The organism is Anoxybacter fermentans, from assembly GCF_003991135.1.
Classification (GTDB): Bacteria; Bacillota; Halanaerobiia; order DY22613; family DY22613; genus Anoxybacter; species Anoxybacter fermentans.
Genome location: NZ_CP016379.1, coordinates 2,784,085 through 2,803,067, shown reverse-complemented (window position 1 = coordinate 2,803,067; position 18,983 = coordinate 2,784,085). Strand labels below are relative to the sequence as shown.

Below are 18,983 nucleotides of genomic sequence, written 5' to 3'. Positions count from 1 at the left end.
GGGTGTGGTTTTAACCTCCAACCCTTGTTTTTTAAATTTTCAAAGCAAACAAATCTCTTGACAGAAACCCCGGGGGTAATATATAATTAAATGTGAAATATTTCACTATATATTGTGAATTATTTCACAAAAATGTTTATGGTATTTAAGATAGAAAGAGGTGTTTATCAATGTTAGAAGTACAGATATGTGTGGGAAGTAGTTGTCATTTAAAAGGCGCTTATCAGGTGGTACAAATTTTTAAAGAAATGGTTAAAACTTATGATTTAGAGGATAGAATCCATCTTAAAGCTTCCTTTTGTCAGAAAAATTGTGCTAAGGGTGTAACTGTTAAAATTGGTGATAAGCTTATAAGCCGGGTTTCACCTGAAAATGCCAGAGAGATTTTTAGACGGGAACTTTTAAAAGAAGGTGAATTTTAATGGAAGTTCTCTCTGTTCTAAAAGCATCCTGTAAAGACTGTTATAGATGCTTGCGTCATTGTCCTGTTGGGGCTATTGGTTTTGGTCAGGATCAAGCCTGGATCATTAAGGAAAAATGTATTTATTGTGGCCGCTGTGTTAACATTTGTCCACAGAAAGCCAAAGTTCCCTTTAATGGTAGTGCTGAACTGGAAAAATTTCTGACTTCAGATATACCTGTAATTGCCTCAGTTGCTCCATCATTTGTCGCTACTCTGGAACTTCATGATTACCGGCAATTGGTAGGAGGATTAAAAGAGTTGGGATTTGATTATGTTGTCGAGACAGTTCAGGGAGCCAAATATGTTGCAAAGGAATATTTTAACTTAGTCAAAAAGTGGGACAAACCTCTTATTTCTACCTGTTGTCCTGCTATTGTTAATCTTGTAGAAAAGCATTACCCGGAATTGATTCCTAATCTAGCTCCACTTATTTCACCGATGATGGCTCACGGACAGATTTTAAAGCAAATTTATGGTAAAGAGGTAAAAGTGGTCTTTTTTGGTCCCTGTATTGCCAAGATAGATGAACTCAATCGTCCGGAAGCTTCTGGTGGAGTGGATTTAGTTATGACTTTTCGACAGTTGATTCAGTTTTTTACAAAAAAAGGAGTTAATTTAGAGAAAGTTGAACCTGTTGACTTTGATTTAAGTCAATCTCAGTGGCCGCGAAAATACCCCCTGAGGGGTGGTGTATTGACCACTGCCGGGTTAGAAGAAGAGTATTTGAATGGTCAGGTTTTTTCGGTGAGTGGGATTGAGGATTGTATTCAGTCTATAGCTGATCTTAAAGAAGGGCGTATTCGCCCCATCTTTCTGGAACTGATGGCCTGTAGGGGTGGGTGTATTAATGGACCTGAAGTAGATATTAACTTAGGTGTGGCAGGCCGGTGTCAGTTGGTGATTAAATATGCCAGAGATAGGTCTAAACTTTCTTTTAAGACCAAAAATCAAAAAAACGTGGAGAAAGAAGTTCAGCCTGCTAAACTACGTCTCAAACGGGAGTACAGTCATCGGAAACAAATTTATCCCATGCCTACGGAAGAGGAGATAAGAGAGATTTTAAAAAGGATTGGCAAATTTGGAAAAGATGATGAAACCAATTGTGGAGGCTGTGGATATCAAACCTGCCGGGATAAAGCAATTGCTGTGTATCAGGGATTGGCAGAAGAGAAGATGTGTATCCCCTATATGAAAGAACGGATTGAATCCCTGGCTCATATTATCGTTGAATCATCCCATAATGCTATTATTGTTGTCGATAAAAATATGATAATACAGGAATTTAATCCGGTAGCCAATCAGATGTTTAATAGAAAAAATGAGTCACCTATTGGTCAGCCTCTATATCGATATATTGACCCCAGTTTATTTCAGAAAGTTTGGAAGGAGAAGACGCGGATTGTCCACAAAAAGGTTAAATATGAACAATATCGTCTGGTTACTGATCAGACCATCTTTCCAATTGAAGAATATGAAGTTATTGTTGGTATAATTACTGACATCACAGCACAGGAGGAGCAAAAGAAAAAGGTACATGAGATGAAGAGAATGGCGGTGGAGAAAGCTTCTGCTGTGGTTCACAAACAGATGAAGATTGTTCAGGAGATAGCAAAATTGTTAGGAGAGACAACTGTAGAAACCAAGGCAGCTTTATATGAACTCACCGAAATAATCGAGGATGGTGATTTAGATTGAATTTTGTAGTAGAAGATGTTTATCAGAGTATGTCCCGGTACGGTGAAGAGTTATGCGGAGATCATGTGGAAGTCTTAAAAAAAGAAGATGGAACCATTCTCGTTTTATCTGACGGTTTGGGAAGTGGGGTAAAGGCAAATATTCTGGCTACTCTAACAACCAAGATAGCTATTGGACTGATTGAAAAAAATTTACCTTTAGAAGAGATTATTGAGACTATTATTGAAACTTTACCCATATGTGAAGTTAGAGAAATAGCTTACTCTACTCTGGCTGTTTTAAAGATCTATAATGATGGAAGGGCTTATTTGATTGAACTGGATTCACCACCTGCTTTTTTTCTAAAGCAGGGTAAAGTGCAGCCTCTTTATATGAAGGAACGAAGGATTAAGGGCAAATTGATCAAAGAGGCTCATTTTAAGCTGGAATTGGGTGACTATATTTTTTTGACCAGTGATGGAATAATTCATGCTGGAATTGGAGGGTTGATGGATTTTGGCCTGGGGTGGGACGGAGTAGCTAATCATCTGGAAGAACTGGCAGCAGAAGGCTTATCCCTTAATCGGATGGTAGAGAAGATGATAAAAATTTGTGAGGCCTATTATTTGATGGAACCGGGAGATGATTTTACTATTATTGGTGCCCGGCTAAGAAAGCCCAGATATTTGACCATCATGACTGGGCCGCCTATCAACCCATCAGATGATTTTATTATGAGTCGGCGTTTACTTGAAGCCCGGGGTAAAAAGGTGATCTGTGGTGGTACTACAGCCCAGATTTTTGCCCGGGAGACAGGGTGTGAGCTGGAGTGTACTTTTAACTATGTAGATCCCGATGTTCCGCCCATTTCCTTTATTGAGGGAGTTGATCTGGTGACAGAAGGCCTTTTGACTTTAAATAGAACGCTAGAGTATCTACAAAGGCCCGGCGATTCAGAAATGCCTTTGGGAAAAGATGGAGCTTCACTTCTGGCAAGAGAGCTTTTGGAGAGTGATGAGATTCATTTTCTCGTAGGTCGGGCAGTAAATGAAGCCCATCAGAATTTAGATTTGCCGGTTAATCTGGGAATTCGTACCCAGGTTATCAAACGTTTAGTAAATACTCTTAAAGGTTTAAATAAAAAAGTAAAGATAGAATGGTTTTAAATCAAATTCAAAGAAGGTGGGAAAAAATGAAAAAGCATTTGGTAGAAGTCTGTATTGGCACTTCATGTCATTTAATGGGGGCCCAGGATTTGATCAGAGCAGTTCAAGGATTGCCCGGTGAAAAGTTAAATTCAATCCAATTGAAAACTGTTCCCTGCCTTAAATCCTGTGACAAATCACCAGCTGTCCGGATTAATGGCCAAATTTTTGCTCCGATAACACCGGAAGAATTAATTAAAAAGATTACCTGAAAGGGGGGGCGGTCATGCTCAATATTGTAACAGAGTTGACAAAGCTTAAACGCCGTATCTATATTTCATTAGCTCGATTTACATTAAAGGATCAATTGGTTGAAAAAGTGGAGAGTTTGCCAGAACTTTTAGCAAATGCCGATACACCCAGATATCGTTGCTGTGAATATAAAGAACAGGCTATTTTAAAAGAGATGATAAAACTGGCAATGGGTTTTGACCCGGAGCAGTATAAAAATATGTCATTGATAGAGATGGCTAAACAGATAGATCAATTAGAAAGTGATAAACGGATTATCCATGTTTTAAGTGTGGCCTGTGACCGCTGTCCTATAGATAAATATATGATAACTGATGCCTGTCGCAATTGTGTGGCCCATTCCTGTGTCAGCGCATGTCCCAGAAATGCCATTGTTATCATTCAGAATCGGGCATATATTGATCAGGGTAAATGTATTGAATGCGGCAGGTGCAAAGTGGCATGTCCTTTTGGAGCCATCCTTGAAAATATAAGGCCATGTGAGCGCGCCTGCGCGGTAGATGCTATTAAGGCTGATTATAGTAGGCAGGCTTCTATCGATTATGAAAAATGTATAGGTTGTGGTAATTGTGTCAGGAGTTGTCCTTTTGGAGCTATTGAGGACAGTACGCAAATTATTCAGGTAATTAAGATGTTGAAAGATCCAGAGACTAAGGTTAATGCTATAATAGCACCTTCTTTTATAGGTCAATTTGGGGCAAAAGTTAGTCCCGGCAAGTTGAAGGCAGCTTTAGTTGAGATTGGTTTTTCTGAGGTATATGAGGTTGCTTTAGGTGCTGATATGGTGGCATTAAATGAAGCACATGAGTTGGTTGAAAGATTAGAAAAAGGTCAACCGTTTATGACATCATCCTGTTGTCCATCTTTTTTGAGTTTAATTCAGAAATATTTCCCGGAGATAGCCGATAAAGCTTCTACTACAGTTTCTCCAATGATTGCTCTGGCCCGTTTATTGAAAAAGACTGATCCAGAAAGTAAAATGGTCTTCATCGGGCCATGTATTACCAAAAAGATAGAAGCACAAAAGGAAAAGGATATAGATGCGGTTCTCACCTTTGAGGAGCTGGGATGCATCCTGGTAAGTATGGGGATTAATCTGGCAGAGTATGAACTTGAAGAAGAGATAAAAGATGCATCCAGTCATGGCCGTAACTTTGCCTATGCAGGTGGAGTAGCAAATGTGATTCGGGAGATTTTAAAAGAAGAAGGAAAGGAAAATTTGATTAAATTTGCCCATGTAGATGGAATTGTTAACTGCAAGGAAGCTTTGCAAAAGCTAGTAGAAGGTAAGTTGGACTGTAACTTTCTTGAAGGTATGGGCTGTGAGGGAGGTTGTGTTGGGGGGCCAGGTAGCATGATGAATAGCAAGATTACTACCAGATTGGTGCAAAAGTTTGCTGATAAAGCCAGATGGAAGTTGGCTTTGGAAAATAAAGCAGCAGAAGAAAAAAGAAAATCTCTGGCCCATGCGATGGAAAGGTAAGCTAGGCCAGGGTTTTCATAAACTTTTGGAGGTGCAGATATGGGAGTTGAAGAAGGCGTCTTATGGGGTCAAGGCTGGCATGTAATAAATATTGGACGTATTAGTGAAGTTAAATTATTAGATGGTGATAAGACTTTTACGTATATATTTATATTTCCAGATGAAAATCAGGGAGAATTCTGCTCAAAAAAGATTACTGCTTATCTAAGAGAGCTTTTTTTAACAAAAGACGGAGAAATAAAGATCGATTTTGAAAAATATATTGGAAAACTTAAATATCGAACAATGTTGGATAAGTCAGATTTAATAGCTATTCAAAAAGGAACACTTCGTTTTCCAGAATTTTTTAAGCAGGCACTAAAAGGAGATGTAACGAAAATTATTTTATTTTAAAAGTGTAGCCTCAGAGTTAATTTTAAGTAAATAACTAAACTGCAAAAAGCTAATTTTTCGCTTCATAATGAAATTTTTCATTAAACTATTTAAAGTTCAATCTCAGTCGAAATAAGGTGCACTAATCAACGGGCCCTCCTGGCCCTTGATTAGCTCATCACATCCTGTGATGAGGCCTTATTTCTCTTTTCATTTCACTAAGATGGTTTAACGAAAAATTTCAATAACGCTTAAAATTAGCTTTTTGCAGTTTAATCATAAATAAAAAAGGGAGAGGCTATTCTCCCTTTTTACATTGCCTGTTTATATATTTCCATTATTTCTTCTAAACTAGCTTGTTTTGGATTTGTTAGTCCACATGCATCTTTCAAGGCGTTTTCTGAAAGAGTTTTTATATCTTCTTCTTTAACTCCTAGTTCTTTTAATCCAGATGGGATTCCAATATCTGATGCTAATTTTACAATAGCTTCAATCGCTTTTTCAGCAGCTTCCTCTGCTGAAAGGCCTTCTACATTTTCTCCCATTGCTCTGGCTATATTAATAAATCTTTCAGGTACAACTTTAGCATTGAATCTCTGAACATGTGGAAGCAATACTGCATTACATACTCCATGTGGTAGATCATAGAATCCACCTAATTGATGTGCCATAGCATGAACGTATCCTAAACTAGCATTGTTAAATGCCATACCGGCTAAGAATTCAGCATATGCCATTTTATCTCTCGCTTCATAATCTTCACCATTTTCAACTGCTCTTCTTAAGTATTTTGAAATTAGCTCGATTGCCATCAGTGCACAAGCATCTGTAACCGGTGTTGCTTCAGTTGAAACATAAGCTTCGATTGCATGTGTTAAGGCATCCATACCTGTTGCAGCTGTTAATGATTTAGGCATACCTACCATTAAAAGAGGGTCGTTTACTGCTAAAATAGGAGTTGTATGCCAATCTACAATAGCCATTTTAACATGTCTTTCTTCGTCTGTTATGATACAAAATCTAGTCATTTCACTAGCAGTACCAGCTGTTGTATTTACTGCAATTAAAGGTAGCCCAGGTTTAGTTGATTTGTTTACACCTTCATAATCTTTTATTGAACCACCATTTGTAGCGACTATACCTATACCTTTAGCGCAGTCGTGAGGAGAACCTCCACCAAAAGAAATTAAGAAATCACAATTATTTTCTTTTAACATCTTTAATCCATCTTCTACATTTTTAACTGTCGGATTTGGTTGGGTTCCATCATAGATAACGTACTCTATTCCTTCTGAAGTTAACACTTCTGTTAATTGATTAACCAACCCTATTTGAACTAAAACTTTATCAGTTACTATTAAAGCTTTTTTTAGCCCTAAATTAACTATTTCTTTCCCCAGGTCTTTTAGACATCCGGGTCCCATTAAACTAACTGGTGGCATAAAAAATCTAAATGTTTTTTCCATATGTAGTCCTCCTTTTATGTTTGTGATTTTTTTATCAAATATATCTTAAAAATATATCTTAACTAATAAAATAGTATCACATTTTTTAAATAAAGTCAAGGGTATTTATATATACTTTTTTTCGCTAGTAAAATATAACTCCCAATCAAAGGTGTCAGGATTATTGAGTTAAGTTGGTTTTTTAAGTTTAAATAAATAATTTAATGCAAAAAGCTAATTTTTCGCTTCAAGAGAAATTTTTTGAACCGTCTAAAGTTCGATTTTAGTGACTTGATTAGCTTATCAATCTTCGTATGAGGCCTTATTTCGACTGAAATCTCACCAGGATGGTTTAACGAAAAATTTCTATGTCGCTCGAAATTAGTTTTTTGCAGTAAAATCATAAATAAAAAAGGGAGAAGCTATTCTCCCTTTAAAATTTCTATTAACTCTTTTATTTTTACCGGAATTTCATCCCGATAGTTGCGTTTATAGGTTACCTCATAAAGTTGACCGTTTTTTTCTTTAAATTGTATGATAATTAATTTCTCGTCTTTTAAAAGCTGATCAACCTGTTCTTTTGGAAAACTGATAATAAAGAGGGAATTATAGTTTTCTAATTCGGTTCCATATATTACTTTACCTTTAGAATTACGAATCCCTATCCGGGATGATAGATTGGAAAAATCATGTTTTTCATTTAAGTCATAGGCCATGACCATAAGCATAAAATTTTTTTCAAGATCATATTTGTCAAGACTTTTTTTGTAATATTCTTTAATTTGACGTAAGGACAACTGAAATCCCTGGCCTCTGGTTATAGCTGACAGAACCATAAAGTTTTCATCAAAAAGGTAGAGGTCGTAAAAAAGGTTTTCATTTACTTTGATATTGCGGTAAATGGTCTTAAAGGTTATATCCACAAGTTGGTCAAAATTATCGGGAATTTGATACTCTTGATCTTCAGCTGAACTTGTTTGAGTAACAGATATTAGCAAAATTAAGATAAATAATGGAATTATCTTCAGTTTCATGAAAACACCTCCTGTATTTAAATATTCGTGATAAATGAAAGAAAACCTTTTTTGAAATGATAAAAGGCTAAATCGGTAAAATCAAAGTTTACCAATTTAGCCTTGATTTTTAATATCAAGGAAATTATACAGTTGTAGATAGCTTTCATCCCTGGTATCAATAAATTTTCCTTATAAAATATTAGGGCCGAAGGTCAATTTATTCCTTTTCTAAAGCAAATTTTCGAACCATCTTAAGGAAGTATTCATGGAATCGGAGATCATCTGTTAATTCTGGGTGGAAGGAAGTACCCAAAATGTTATTCTGCTGTACTGCAACGATTTTGCCATCCAGCTGTAAAAGGACTTTAACATCTGATCCAACCCTTGTAACATATGGGGCACGAATAAATACAAGAGGAATTGGTTCTTTTGAAATAGCAGGAATAATGGCTTCAGTTTTAAAACTATCGATCTGGCGACCGTATCCATTGCGGTGGACAGTGATATCGAGAAGTTTTAAGTAATTTTCTGTCTGGTTTTCGATCTCTTTTGCTAAGAGAATCATTCCAGCACAGGTTCCCCAGATGGGCATTCCGACTTTGGATTTTTCGATAATTTCTTGAGCTATAGAGGTTTCGAGCAGAGTCTTGCCGATGGCTGTACTTTCTCCACCAGGCAGAATTATTCCGTGACAGTTTGCTAATTGGCCTGGTTTTTTAATCTGTACTGTATCGACACCGAGCTGTCTTAGATGTGCTTCGTGTTCTTCAATGCCGCCCTGTATAGCTAATATACCGACTTTAAGCATATTACCAACCTCTTTCTGCCAGTCGATTTTTGTGATCTAAGTCGTCTATATTAATACCTACCATCGGTTCCCCCAAATCTCTAGAGACTTTTAACAGCATCTCTGGGTCATTATAATGGGTAACTGCCAATACGATGGCTCTGGCACGTTTTTTTGGATTAGAGGATTTGAAAATTCCAGACCCGACAAATACTCCGTCTGCACCCAGTTGCATCATTAAAGCAGCATCAGCAGGTGTTGCAATACCGCCGGCAGCAAAGTTAACCACCGGTAATTTTCCGTTTTTAGCTACATATTCAACCAGGTGGAATGGTGCTTGCATTTCTTTGGCGACTGCCATCAATTCCTCCTGACTAAGAACAGTTAGACGGCGGATTTCACTCATAATGGTGCGCATATGCCGTACAGCTTCTACTACATTACCGGTTCCTGCTTCACCTTTGGTTCTGATCATTGCTGCTCCTTCACCAATCCGGCGGAGTGCTTCACCTAAGTTTCTCGCTCCACAGACAAAGGGAACTTTAAAAGCTGTTTTGTCAATATGATTTACTTCATCAGCTGGGGTCAAAACTTCGCTTTCGTCTATGTAGTCAATACCGAGGGCTTCTAGAATCTGTGCTTCTACAAAGTGGCCGATTCGGACTTTTGCCATTACTGGAATGGAGACAGCATTCATTATCTCTTCAATCATTTGAGGATCGGACATCCTTGCTACTCCACCTTCTTTGCGGATGTCTGCTGGAACTCGTTCTAGTGCCATTACTGCTGCTGCGCCTGCCTCTTCGGCGATTTTTGCCTGTTCAACATTAGTTACATCCATAATTACGCCGTTTTTTAGCATCTGGGCCAGGTTTTTGTTCAGCTCAAAACGTTCAGACATACTAAACGCCTCCTTTATTAGAGATAAAGTTTGTGTTATAATAATTGTATGGGAACAATTTAAAATTGTACGGTAATTGTACTAATTGTATTATTGCAAATAATGATTGTATTGTCAATATGTCGGATTAAAAAAATGTTAGGGGGTACAATTTTATGTATCAAGAAATACAATTGGACAGGAAAGGGGAACAACCTTTATACATTCAGTTATATAGGCAGTTAAAGGGGATGATTGAAAAGGGTGTTTTGAAAGAATATCAAAAGTTACCGCCTATTCGTCAGCTGGCAAAAATACTGGATGTAAATAATGTAACGGTGGTTAATGCGTACAAATTGTTGGAGAAAGAAGGATTGGTATTAAAAAAGGTGGGGAGCGGTACTTATGTGGCTCCCTTTGACCATAAAGTTGATCAAAAGGGAATCTTTGTTGATGAAGAGATTCAGCTTATGAATCAGGGCCAGATGCCCTTAAAGCAAAATGTAATCAGTTTTGCTACTGCTACACCTGATGCTGATCTTTTTCCCATTCAGGATGTGAAAAAAGCAATCAATCATGTGTTGGATCGGGATGGTGGAGAAGCATTTGGGTATCAGGAAAGTATGGGCTATAAGCCTTTAAGGGAAGCGTTTTATCAGTATCTTTTAAAGAAAAATATTTCTTGCCAGATTGGAAATATTCAGGTGGTTTCAGGAGCACAGCAGGGGATTGATATCCTGGCAAAAGGTCTTTTAAATTATGGGGATGTAGTTTTTACCGAAGAGCCAACTTATCCCGGTGCTATCTCTGCTTTTAAATTACGGGGAGCTAAAGTTGTCTCTATTCCAATTCGGGAAAATGGAATTGACCTTGAGATTCTTAAGGCTAAACTGGCAGAATATCAGCCTAAGTTTCTTTATATCATGACTGCATTTCAAAACCCTACAGGTTATACTTATAGCCGTGAAACGAAAGAAAAATTATTGGAGATATCATCTGAATGGGGATTGACTATAGTGGAAGATGACTGTTTAAGTGACCTATACTTTACGGAAAAGCCTATTAAACCTTTACGGGCAATGAAAGGAGCAGAGGAAGTAATTTATATTAAGAGTTTTAGTAAAATCTTTCTTCCCGGCTTTAGAATTGCTTTTATAGTGATCCCGGATCAGTTCATTGGCCGGATGATGGCGGCTAAACATACTTCTGATATCTCTTCTTCAGGATTAATTCAACGTACCTTTGATCTTTTATTACGTAATGGTTTATGGGAAAAGCATATTGAAGGAATGCGGCAGATTTATTTTGAGAAATATAAGTATTTTGTAAAATTGCTGGCTCAGTATCTTCCATCTCAGGTTAAGTACAGAGTACCTGAAGGAGGATTGAACTTCTGGCTGGCATTACCGGATGGATATTCTTCCAATCGGTTATACAAAAAATGTCTGTCCAATGGTGTAATCTTTGTCCCAGGTTCAGTTTTTTACCCTGATAGGCAGCCCAATCAGTTTTTCAGACTAAGTATTGCCGCCGTAGAAGAGGAGGAGATGTTAAAAGGTATTCAAATTCTTTCACAGGTGATAAGAGATTTCTTAAGTGAGGAGAGCAATGATGAATACCTGGCGTTTACCCCTTTAATGTAAGTATTGGGTTAAATTAATGTCAAAAATGTATTTTCTCAGTATAAATTCTTGACAGTTTAAAAAAGAAGTATTATAATCAAAATCGGAGTATAAATATAAAAAAGTGAATATTCTTTGGTAGATTGGGCGAAGGGGATCTTTTTGATCTTTGTCGCCCGATAGACCAGCTAGTGTTCTGGGTATTTCTGTCCCCCTGAATGCGGCTGGTTTTTATCTTTTTTGGGTAAAATATGAGAAGTAAAAGGGGGAATTATAAAATGCCAACTAAAGGTGAATTGGCTGATAAGATTTCTAGCTTAATGGTTAAATTTCAAAAAGAGCAGTTTGGACGTGGTGCAGAGTCCGCTAAAACTTATATCATAGATGATATGGTGATTGTTCGTTTGAAAGGTGTTTTAACTCCTGCAGAAAAGCAACTGGCACAAAACCATGAAGGTCAACGGGTGATTAAAGAATTTCGCTATCATTTAGAGGAGGTATGTCGTCCTCAATTAGAACATTTAATTCAACAGGTTACAGGTGCAAGAGTAATCAGTATCCATTGTGATATAAGTACAAAAACTGGTGAAAGGATTGATATATTTATTCTGGATAGAAAATTCGATTAAAAGTGAGGTGATGAGATATGCAATTCTCTATTGCAGAAATGACTGAAGCATCAAGTATTTTTTTAATCATTTATGGATTTATTATCTCTGAGAAAGTAGACAGAGCTGTTATTACTTTACTTGGGGCAACTATAGTGGTCTTATTTGGTCCTTTGTCAGCGGCAGATGCTATTAATTTTGTGGATTTTGATACATTGAGCTTATTGGTTTCTATGATGATTCTTGTTTCCATTACACGGAAAACTGGTGTATTTCAATATATTGCTTATAAATTGGTAAATTGGGTTGAGGGTAGTCCTGTAAAAATTTTAGTATTATTCTCTGCTTTGACTGCTGTTTTTTCAGCACTTTTAGATAATGTTACAACAGTTGTTATGATAGCACCGATTACATTGGTAGTTAGCAAGGCTTTAAATGTTTCACCTGTTCCGTATTTGATTGCTGAAATTCTTTCTTCAAATATTGGAGGAACTGCTACTCTTATTGGTGACCCTCCCAATATTATGATTGGAAGTGCTACCGGATTAAGTTTTATGGATTTTATTCTTAATTTGGGTCCGGTTGTCTTAATTATTTATATAGTAACCATTACCATTATTTATCTGCTTTATCGTCGTCAGCTTGAGGTTTCTGATGAAATACGGGAACAAATTAAAAACCTGAATTGCGAAATTAGCCTTAAAAATAAAGAATTGGTTTACAAATCTCTTAGTATTTTGGGATTGACCTTGATTGGCTTTATGTTCCATGATCTTTTGGGAATTGAAACTGCTGCTGTTGCCATTATTGGTGCGCTTTTATTGATGCTGATCAGTAAAGTGAATGCAGATGAAGCTTTTAGAGAAGTAGAATGGGCAACTATCTTCTTCTTTGCGGGATTATTTATTCTGGTAGGTGCATTGGAGAAAGTCGGGCTTTTAGATCTGTTGGCCCGGGGAATTTTACATGCTACCCAGGGAAATCTGGCTGTTACTTCGGCTTTGACACTCTGGGGAGCTGGATTAATTTCAGGTTTTTTGGATAATATTCCTTTTGTAGCTACTGCCATACCCGTAATTAAGGGGTTATCTGACAATAGTCAATTTCTCTGGTGGGCATTATCACTGGGTGCCTGTTTAGGTGGTAATATGACAGTAATAGGAGCTTCTGCCAATGTAATTGTAACTGGGATGGCTCAAAAAGAGGGGATAAAGATCAGTTTTATGGATTATTTAAAGATCGGATTACCTTTGACTTTATTAGCTTTATTAATCTGTCAAATCTATATTTATTTGCGGTATTTAATCTAGTTAGAATTACCGACGTTAGTCGGTTTTTTTTTATGCTAAAAACTACTAGACTAATTTACCGGAAGATGTTCCATAATAAAGCTAGAATCTCATTTGGAGGTGTTATAATGACCGTTGGTAAAAAGCTGCATCAGACTCTGACTTCCTTAGAAAGCGCAAAGGCAAGTTATGAGCAATTTGCTCAGGACACTGATGACAAATTAGCTCAACAAATGTTTCAGAACGGTGCTCAGCAATTAGAATCTCTGATCACCGACCTGAGAAACAGGGTAAACTATATTGAGCAAGAGGAGCCTCAATATAAAGTTGAGCAGCAGATGATGTCCGGGCAACAGCAGAAGCAACAATAAAAGCAGTGGAAAGGTCGTGTAACACCCGGAAAGGCTGGTCGGGTATTTTAATATCCGGCCAGTTTTTCTTTATCTGGACTATTTGCAGTTAAATTGTTATAATTAGATAAAGGAATAATGGAAAGGGAGGTAGATAGTTTTGCGAAAAATTGTAATTGGGATAATTTTTGTAATGTTTTTTATATTAATGGCTGGAGATATTTTTGCAGCTTCTAAGTTGAAAATAAAGCATCTTGTTCATGAGCCTGATAATGTTAGGTTCTGTTATATGACTAAAGATGGCGAACTGAATCTTAGACTACAGGTTCAAAGACAGGGTGTGGATAGGGCTGAATTAATTTTAGATGGCAGAGAAAAATTGCCGATGAAGTTTTATGCAGAGAATAATTTCTATCAGTTTTATGCGATTCAGTTTAAACCTGAAAAGGAAGAGTTTACTTATTATTTTAAAGTCACGGTTGGTGAGGAAGTGGCCTATCTAGGTCAAAATGGCGCAGTTACTTCTGTAGATGAAATAGAGCCATTTGTTATTTATACAAATTCTGTGCAAACGTTTGCCACACCTGATTGGGCCAAAGGAGCGGTTATATATCAGATTTTTCCTGAACGTTTTTACAACGGAGATCCATCCAATGATCCAAAGCCGGGTGAATGGGACGTATATGGGAATCCAGTAGTGGTACGGAGTTGGGATCAGTACCCTGTAAATCCACCCCGGGGTTCAGATTTCTTTGGCGGTGACTTACAGGGAGTATTGGATAAACTGGATTATTTAGAGGAGTTAGGAGTTCAAGCGATTTATTTTAATCCGATTCATGAATCTATCTCTAACCATAAATATGATGCGACTGATTATTTGAAAGTGGATGATAATTTTGGAACCAATGAATTATTCAAAAAATTGGTTAAAGAAGCAAAAAAACGGGGAATTTACATAATCATTGATGGTGTTTTTAACCATACAGGAACTGAGTTCTGGGCTTTTCAGGATATTATAAAAAATGGTGAGGATTCACCTTATGTAGATTGGTATAGGATCTATAGTTTTCCGGTTAGTCCTGAGAAAGGGAATTATGATTGCTGGAATGGTTTTAGTAGTTTACCGGAATTAAATTATAAAAATCCTGAAGTAAGAGAATATATTCTTGATGTGGTCAGGTATTGGTTAAGTTTAGGTGTTAAAGGGATCCGGTTGGATGCACCAAAGGAAGTTCCCCATGAGTTCTGGCAGGAGTTATATAGGGTGGCTAAAGAGATTGATCCTGAGGTTTTAATCATTGGTGAGATATGGGATGACGCCAGTCCATGGATTAATAATAAAGAATTTGATTCAACGATGAATTATGTTTACAGGAAATTAATGATCAAATTCTTTATAGAGCGTATTAAAAGGCCCAGCCGATTTGCAAAAGAATTGGGAATGGATCTTACACGTTATCCTGAGCCAGTTGTCCATGTGCTTTATAACATGGTTAGTTCTCATGATGTAGAGAGGTTTTTAACCCTGGCACGGGGAAATGTAGATTTAATTAAACCTTTTGTTATCTTCCAATTTACTTATCTGGGTGCACCGGCAATTTATTATGGTGATGAAGTGGGGATGGAAGGTGGTAAAGATCCCGACTGTCGTCGGCCAATGATCTGGGACCCTGAAAAACAGAATCAGGATCTTTTAAATCTATATAAAACGATGATAAAAATCCGTCGTTCCTATCCGGCTTTACAGAGAGGTTCATTTAGAGTTGTTTATACAGATGATAAGCGGAGAATCTTTGCTTTTGAGAGGGAATATGAAGGAGAAAGGATTATTTCTGTGATCAATAATAGTGATGATGTTCATACATTAACTATTCCTTTTGAGGAGTGGGGTATCAAAGGTGAGGTTTATGATCTTTTGAATGGTGGAGTTTATAATGCTGATAAAACAAGGTTAGAATTGAAGCCTAATTTTGGTGCAGTGTTGTTAGTCAAATGAATATAAATTTAATGGTTAAACTGCAAGAAGCTAATTTTTCGCTTCTTGAGAAATTTTTCGAATCATCTAAAGCTCGATTTTCGCCGAAATAAGGTTTCCTAATCAAAGGGCCATCCTGGCCCTTGATTAGCTCATCACCTCCTGTGATGAGGCCTTATTTTGTCGGAAATCTCGCTAAGATGATTTGGCGAAAAATTTCTATGTCGCTCAAAATTAGCTTTTTGCAGTTTAATTCATTTCATAGTTATCCATAATTTACGAAAAAGTATAATTTCCTAAACATTAAAAAAAGAGAAGCTATTCTCCCTTGAGCTTGTTGACAAACCTTTCTTTTTTAGAGATTTGCCTGTGCACTGCCAGAAAAACTAAATATAATTTCTGAAGCGTATAAATCAAGGCTGAAGCTAGGATGGCGGAGCATCCGGTAGCGGAAGAAATTATATTTAGTTTTTGTTCCTTTATGGGAGCAAGTTATGTGTACCTCCCCTTTTTCAACAGCCTGAAGCCTTTAAAATTTTATATTTACATTTACATTGCCTGTTTATATATTTCCATTATTTCTTCTAAACTAGCTTGTTTTGGATTTGTTAGTCCACATGCATCTTTCAAGGCGTTTTCTGAAAGAGTTTTTATATCTTCTTCTTTAACTCCTAGTTCTTTTAATCCAGATGGGATTCCAATATCTGATGCTAATTTTACAATAGCTTCAATCGCTTTTTTAGCAGCTTCCTCTGCTGAAAGGCCTTCTACATTTTCTCCCATTGCTCTGGCTATATTAATAAATCTTTCAGGTACAACTTTAGCATTGAATCTCTGAACATGTGGAAGCAATACTGCATTACATACTCCATGTGGTAGATCATAGAATCCACCTAATTGATGTGCCATAGCATGAACGTATCCTAAACTGGCATTGTTAAATGCCATACCGGCTAAGAATTCAGCATATGCCATTTTATCTCTCGCTTCATAATCTTCACCATTTTCAACTGCTCTTCTTAAGTATTTTGAAATTAGCTCGATTGCCATCAGTGCACAAGCATCTGTAACCGGTGTTGCTTCAGTTGAAACATAAGCTTCGATTGCATGTGTTAAGGCATCCATACCTGTTGCAGCTGTTAATGATTTAGGCATACCTACCATTAAAAGAGGGTCGTTTACTGCTAAAATAGGAGTTGTATGCCAATCTACAATAGCCATTTTAACATGTCTTTCTTCGTCTGTTATGATACAAAATCTAGTCATTTCACTAGCAGTACCAGCTGTTGTATTTACTGCAACTAAAGGTAGCATAGGTTTAGTTGATTTGTTTACACCTTCATAATCTTTTATTGAACCACCATTTGTAGCGACTATACCTATACCTTTAGCGCAGTCGTGAGGAGAACCTCCACCAAAAGAAATTAAGAAATCACAATTATTTTCTTTTAACATCTTTAATCCATCTTCTACATTTTTAACTGTCGGATTTGGTTGGGTTCCATCATAGATAACGTACTCTATTCCTTCTGAAGTTAACACTTCTGTTAATTGATTAACCAACCCTATTTGAACTAAAACCTTATCAGTTACTATTAAAGCTTTTTTTAGCCCTAAATTAACTATTTCTTTCCCCAGGTCTTTTAGACATCCGGGCCCCATTAAACTAACTGGCGGCATAAAAAATCTAAATGTTTTTTCCACATATATTCCTCCCTTGATATTTTATGTTCTTTCAAATTTCCCTCCTTTTTCAAGAGGGAAAGCTTGATTTTTCTGTAGGGTCGTAATTTTCTTAAAAAATAACAAATCCCTCCTTCTGAGTAAGTAGTAGTTAACCCAATCTCTAACTTACTACATCCAGAATGGAGGGATTTGTAAGTTAAGATTCGTCAACCACTACTTAATTTCATTTTCTAGAGTGTTATGCAGTTTAGGAGTGGTTGCATTAAGGGTATTTTCAGATTGCTGATTCATTCCTTGATATTGATTTTTAATTCTTTGCTGACTGTATTGATCAGCACCATGATATTTTACGTTACTTAATATTTGATTTTTTTGTTGCTGCATATTAGAAGGTCCACCATATGGTGTACCTTCTTCTTCGGTATATCCTTTATATTGAGTATTGGGATAGATAGTACCAAATTTGGGATTACTGGTATATTGACGTCCTAAGTTATTTTGATTATCCATTACATCCTGCCTCCAGTGGAAGTTGGTTCTTCACTGTGTTCAGTTGTATAACCCCGATATTGGTTGGTATAGCCATATTGATTAGCCTGGTTCATACCCTGATATTGGCTTTGACCACTATATTGACCTGCCATACCATAACCGCCGTGTTCTTCAGAATGTTGAGGGTTGTTGCCGCGATATTGACTGGTGTAGCCATATTGGTTGGCCTGATATTGGCCCTGTCCACCACCAGACTGGGAACCGCTCTGACCGGTAGTACCATAACCGCTGGTTATATTAGTTTGTTGATATTGAGTACCTTGAGTCATACCTTGATATTGGCTTTGACCACCATATTGATTTGTTATACCATAACCACCGCGTTCTTCAGAGTGTTGAGGATTGTTGCCGCGATATTGACTGGTGTAGCCATATTGGTTGGCCTGATATTGGCCCTGTCCACCACCAGACTGGGAACCGCTCTGACCGGTAGTACCATAACCGCTGGTTATATTAGTTTGTTGATATTGAGTACCTTGAGTCATACCCTGATATTGGCTTTGACCACCATATTGACTTGTTATACCATAACCGCCGCGTTCTTCAGAATGTTGAGGGTTGTTGCCGCGATATTGACTGGTGTAGCCATATTGGTTGGCCTGATATTGGCCCTGTCCACCACCAGACTGGGAATCGGTATAGCCGGTCATACCATAACCGCCGTGTTCTTCAGAATGTTGAGGATTGTTGCCGCGATATTGATTGGTGTAGCTATATTGGTTGGCCTGATTCATTCCTTGATATTGGCTTTGGCCGCCATATTGACCAGTCATACCATAACCGCCGTGTGCTTTGTTCATATCTGTTTTTGCCTCCTTTAAGGTAAATAATATAGTTGTCTTAGTTTGCTCTAATTGAGAGTCTGTTATCTGTTAAGCGTAATTTATAATACTTTTTTACCATTAATAGTTCCCAGAAAAGATGGTTTATGACATAGTTAAATTCTTTGGTAGATAGAGGTAATAAAATTTACCCTCCTTTCTGTCATTGCTTTCAATTTTATTCTTTCAATTTAAAAAAAAATTATTACAGGTAGGAATCTTTATTGGAAAAAAAATAATAACTGATCAAACTGCAAAAAGCTAATTTTTCGCTTCTTGAGAAATTTTTCGAATTATCTAAAGCTCGATTTTCGCCGAAATAAGGCTTCTTAATCAAAGGGTCCTTCTGGCCCTTAGAACTAGCTCATCACCTCCTGTGATGAGGCTTTATTTCGTCGGAAATCTCGTTAAGATGATTTGGCGAAAAATTTCTATGTCACTCAAAATTAGCTTTTTGCAGTATAATCATATTATAATCTAACATATTTACGGTTAGAATAATT

The 18,983-nt window shown here is 37.1% G+C and carries 18 protein-coding genes; 11 read left to right on the top strand and 7 right to left on the bottom strand.

From position 1 onward, the window contains the following. Nucleotides 1-170 precede the first annotated feature (170 nt). The 6 genes from BBF96_RS12710 to BBF96_RS12685 are packed head-to-tail and all read left to right on the top strand — an operon-like array spanning nt 171 to nt 5,470. The gene (locus BBF96_RS12710) at nt 171-422 is read left to right on the top strand and encodes a (2Fe-2S) ferredoxin domain-containing protein (protein ID WP_127017513.1); all 252 of its coding nucleotides are present in this window, start codon (nt 171-173) and stop codon (nt 420-422) included. Next, nucleotides 422-2,158 carry a [Fe-Fe] hydrogenase large subunit C-terminal domain-containing protein gene (locus tag BBF96_RS12705; protein ID WP_127017512.1) on the top strand — a complete coding sequence of 579 codons (1,737 nt, stop codon included), beginning with the start codon at nt 422-424 and terminating at the stop codon, nt 2,156-2,158. The genes BBF96_RS12710 and BBF96_RS12705 overlap by 1 nt, the downstream gene beginning before the upstream one ends. Further along, complete coding sequence (locus tag BBF96_RS12700) at nt 2,155-3,303, top strand: SpoIIE family protein phosphatase (protein ID WP_127017511.1); 1,149 nt, start codon at nt 2,155-2,157, stop codon at nt 3,301-3,303. The genes BBF96_RS12705 and BBF96_RS12700 overlap by 4 nt, the downstream gene beginning before the upstream one ends. 26 nt (nt 3,304-3,329) lie before the next feature. Continuing rightward, complete coding sequence (locus tag BBF96_RS12695) at nt 3,330-3,554, top strand: NADH-quinone oxidoreductase subunit NuoE family protein (protein ID WP_127017510.1); 225 nt, start codon at nt 3,330-3,332, stop codon at nt 3,552-3,554. 14 nt (nt 3,555-3,568) lie between these two features. Next, entirely contained in the window at nt 3,569-5,077 is a 1,509-nt protein-coding gene (locus BBF96_RS12690; RefSeq protein ID WP_127017509.1) for a 4Fe-4S dicluster domain-containing protein, read from the top strand. A 39-nt stretch (nt 5,078-5,116) separates the two neighbouring features. Further along, on the top strand, nt 5,117-5,470 hold the full coding sequence (locus BBF96_RS12685) for a hypothetical protein (protein ID WP_127017508.1): 354 nt from the start codon (nt 5,117-5,119) through the stop codon (nt 5,468-5,470). A gap of 290 nt (nt 5,471-5,760) precedes the next feature. On the opposite strand, the gene yiaY (BBF96_RS12680) is transcribed toward BBF96_RS12685, so the two are convergent. The 4 genes from yiaY (BBF96_RS12680) to pdxS all read right to left on the bottom strand — a co-directional run bounded on the left by yiaY (BBF96_RS12680) (nt 5,761) and on the right by pdxS (nt 9,598). Further along, nucleotides 5,761-6,915, bottom strand: a complete 1,155-nt coding sequence (yiaY, locus tag BBF96_RS12680; RefSeq protein WP_127017507.1) for an L-threonine dehydrogenase — start codon at nt 6,913-6,915, stop codon at nt 5,761-5,763. A 401-nt stretch (nt 6,916-7,316) separates the two neighbouring features. Next, a complete protein-coding gene (locus tag BBF96_RS12675; protein WP_127017506.1) occupies nt 7,317-7,928 on the bottom strand; it encodes a hypothetical protein in 612 nt (203 codons plus the stop codon). A gap of 199 nt (nt 7,929-8,127) precedes the next feature. Then, a complete protein-coding gene (pdxT, locus tag BBF96_RS12670; protein WP_127017505.1) occupies nt 8,128-8,718 on the bottom strand; it encodes a pyridoxal 5'-phosphate synthase glutaminase subunit PdxT in 591 nt (196 codons plus the stop codon). A 1-nt stretch (nt 8,719) separates the two neighbouring features. Further along, entirely contained in the window at nt 8,720-9,598 is an 879-nt protein-coding gene (gene pdxS / locus BBF96_RS12665; protein ID WP_127017504.1) for a pyridoxal 5'-phosphate synthase lyase subunit PdxS, read from the bottom strand. 155 nt (nt 9,599-9,753) lie between these two features. Here pdxS and pdxR point away from each other — a divergent pair, with 155 nt between their 5' ends. From pdxR to BBF96_RS12640, 5 genes are all read left to right on the top strand, one after another. Next, nucleotides 9,754-11,220 (top strand): MocR-like pyridoxine biosynthesis transcription factor PdxR, encoded by a 1,467-nt coding sequence (gene pdxR / locus BBF96_RS12660; protein ID WP_127017503.1) that lies wholly within the window; start codon nt 9,754-9,756, stop codon nt 11,218-11,220. Between the two features lie 257 nt (nt 11,221-11,477). Continuing rightward, nucleotides 11,478-11,828 carry a Na-translocating system protein MpsC family protein gene (locus BBF96_RS12655; RefSeq protein WP_127017502.1) on the top strand — a complete coding sequence of 117 codons (351 nt, stop codon included), beginning with the start codon at nt 11,478-11,480 and terminating at the stop codon, nt 11,826-11,828. Nucleotides 11,829-11,845: 17 nt separating this feature from the next. Then, a complete protein-coding gene (locus BBF96_RS12650; RefSeq protein WP_205665636.1) occupies nt 11,846-13,117 on the top strand; it encodes an ArsB/NhaD family transporter in 1,272 nt (423 codons plus the stop codon). A gap of 107 nt (nt 13,118-13,224) precedes the next feature. Next, a complete protein-coding gene (locus BBF96_RS12645) occupies nt 13,225-13,467 on the top strand; it encodes a DUF1657 domain-containing protein (RefSeq protein WP_127017501.1) in 243 nt (80 codons plus the stop codon). Between the two features lie 139 nt (nt 13,468-13,606). Then, nucleotides 13,607-15,442, top strand: coding sequence for a glycoside hydrolase family 13 protein (locus tag BBF96_RS12640; protein ID WP_127017500.1), 1,836 nt, complete (start codon nt 13,607-13,609; stop codon nt 15,440-15,442). A 528-nt stretch (nt 15,443-15,970) separates the two neighbouring features. Here the strand turns inward: BBF96_RS12640 and yiaY (BBF96_RS12635) are convergent. The 3 genes from yiaY (BBF96_RS12635) to BBF96_RS12625 all read right to left on the bottom strand — a co-directional run bounded on the left by yiaY (BBF96_RS12635) (nt 15,971) and on the right by BBF96_RS12625 (nt 18,459). Continuing rightward, nucleotides 15,971-17,101, bottom strand: a complete 1,131-nt coding sequence (gene yiaY, locus BBF96_RS12635; protein ID WP_127018263.1) for an L-threonine dehydrogenase — start codon at nt 17,099-17,101, stop codon at nt 15,971-15,973. Between the two features lie 219 nt (nt 17,102-17,320). After that, nucleotides 17,321-17,617 carry a hypothetical protein gene (locus BBF96_RS12630; protein ID WP_127017499.1) on the bottom strand — a complete coding sequence of 99 codons (297 nt, stop codon included), beginning with the start codon at nt 17,615-17,617 and terminating at the stop codon, nt 17,321-17,323. Continuing rightward, nucleotides 17,617-18,459: a hypothetical protein gene (locus BBF96_RS12625; protein ID WP_127017498.1), complete on the bottom strand. Its 843-nt coding sequence runs from the start codon at nt 18,457-18,459 to the stop codon at nt 17,617-17,619. The genes BBF96_RS12630 and BBF96_RS12625 overlap by 1 nt, the downstream gene beginning before the upstream one ends. Nucleotides 18,460-18,983: the final 524 nt, after the last annotated feature.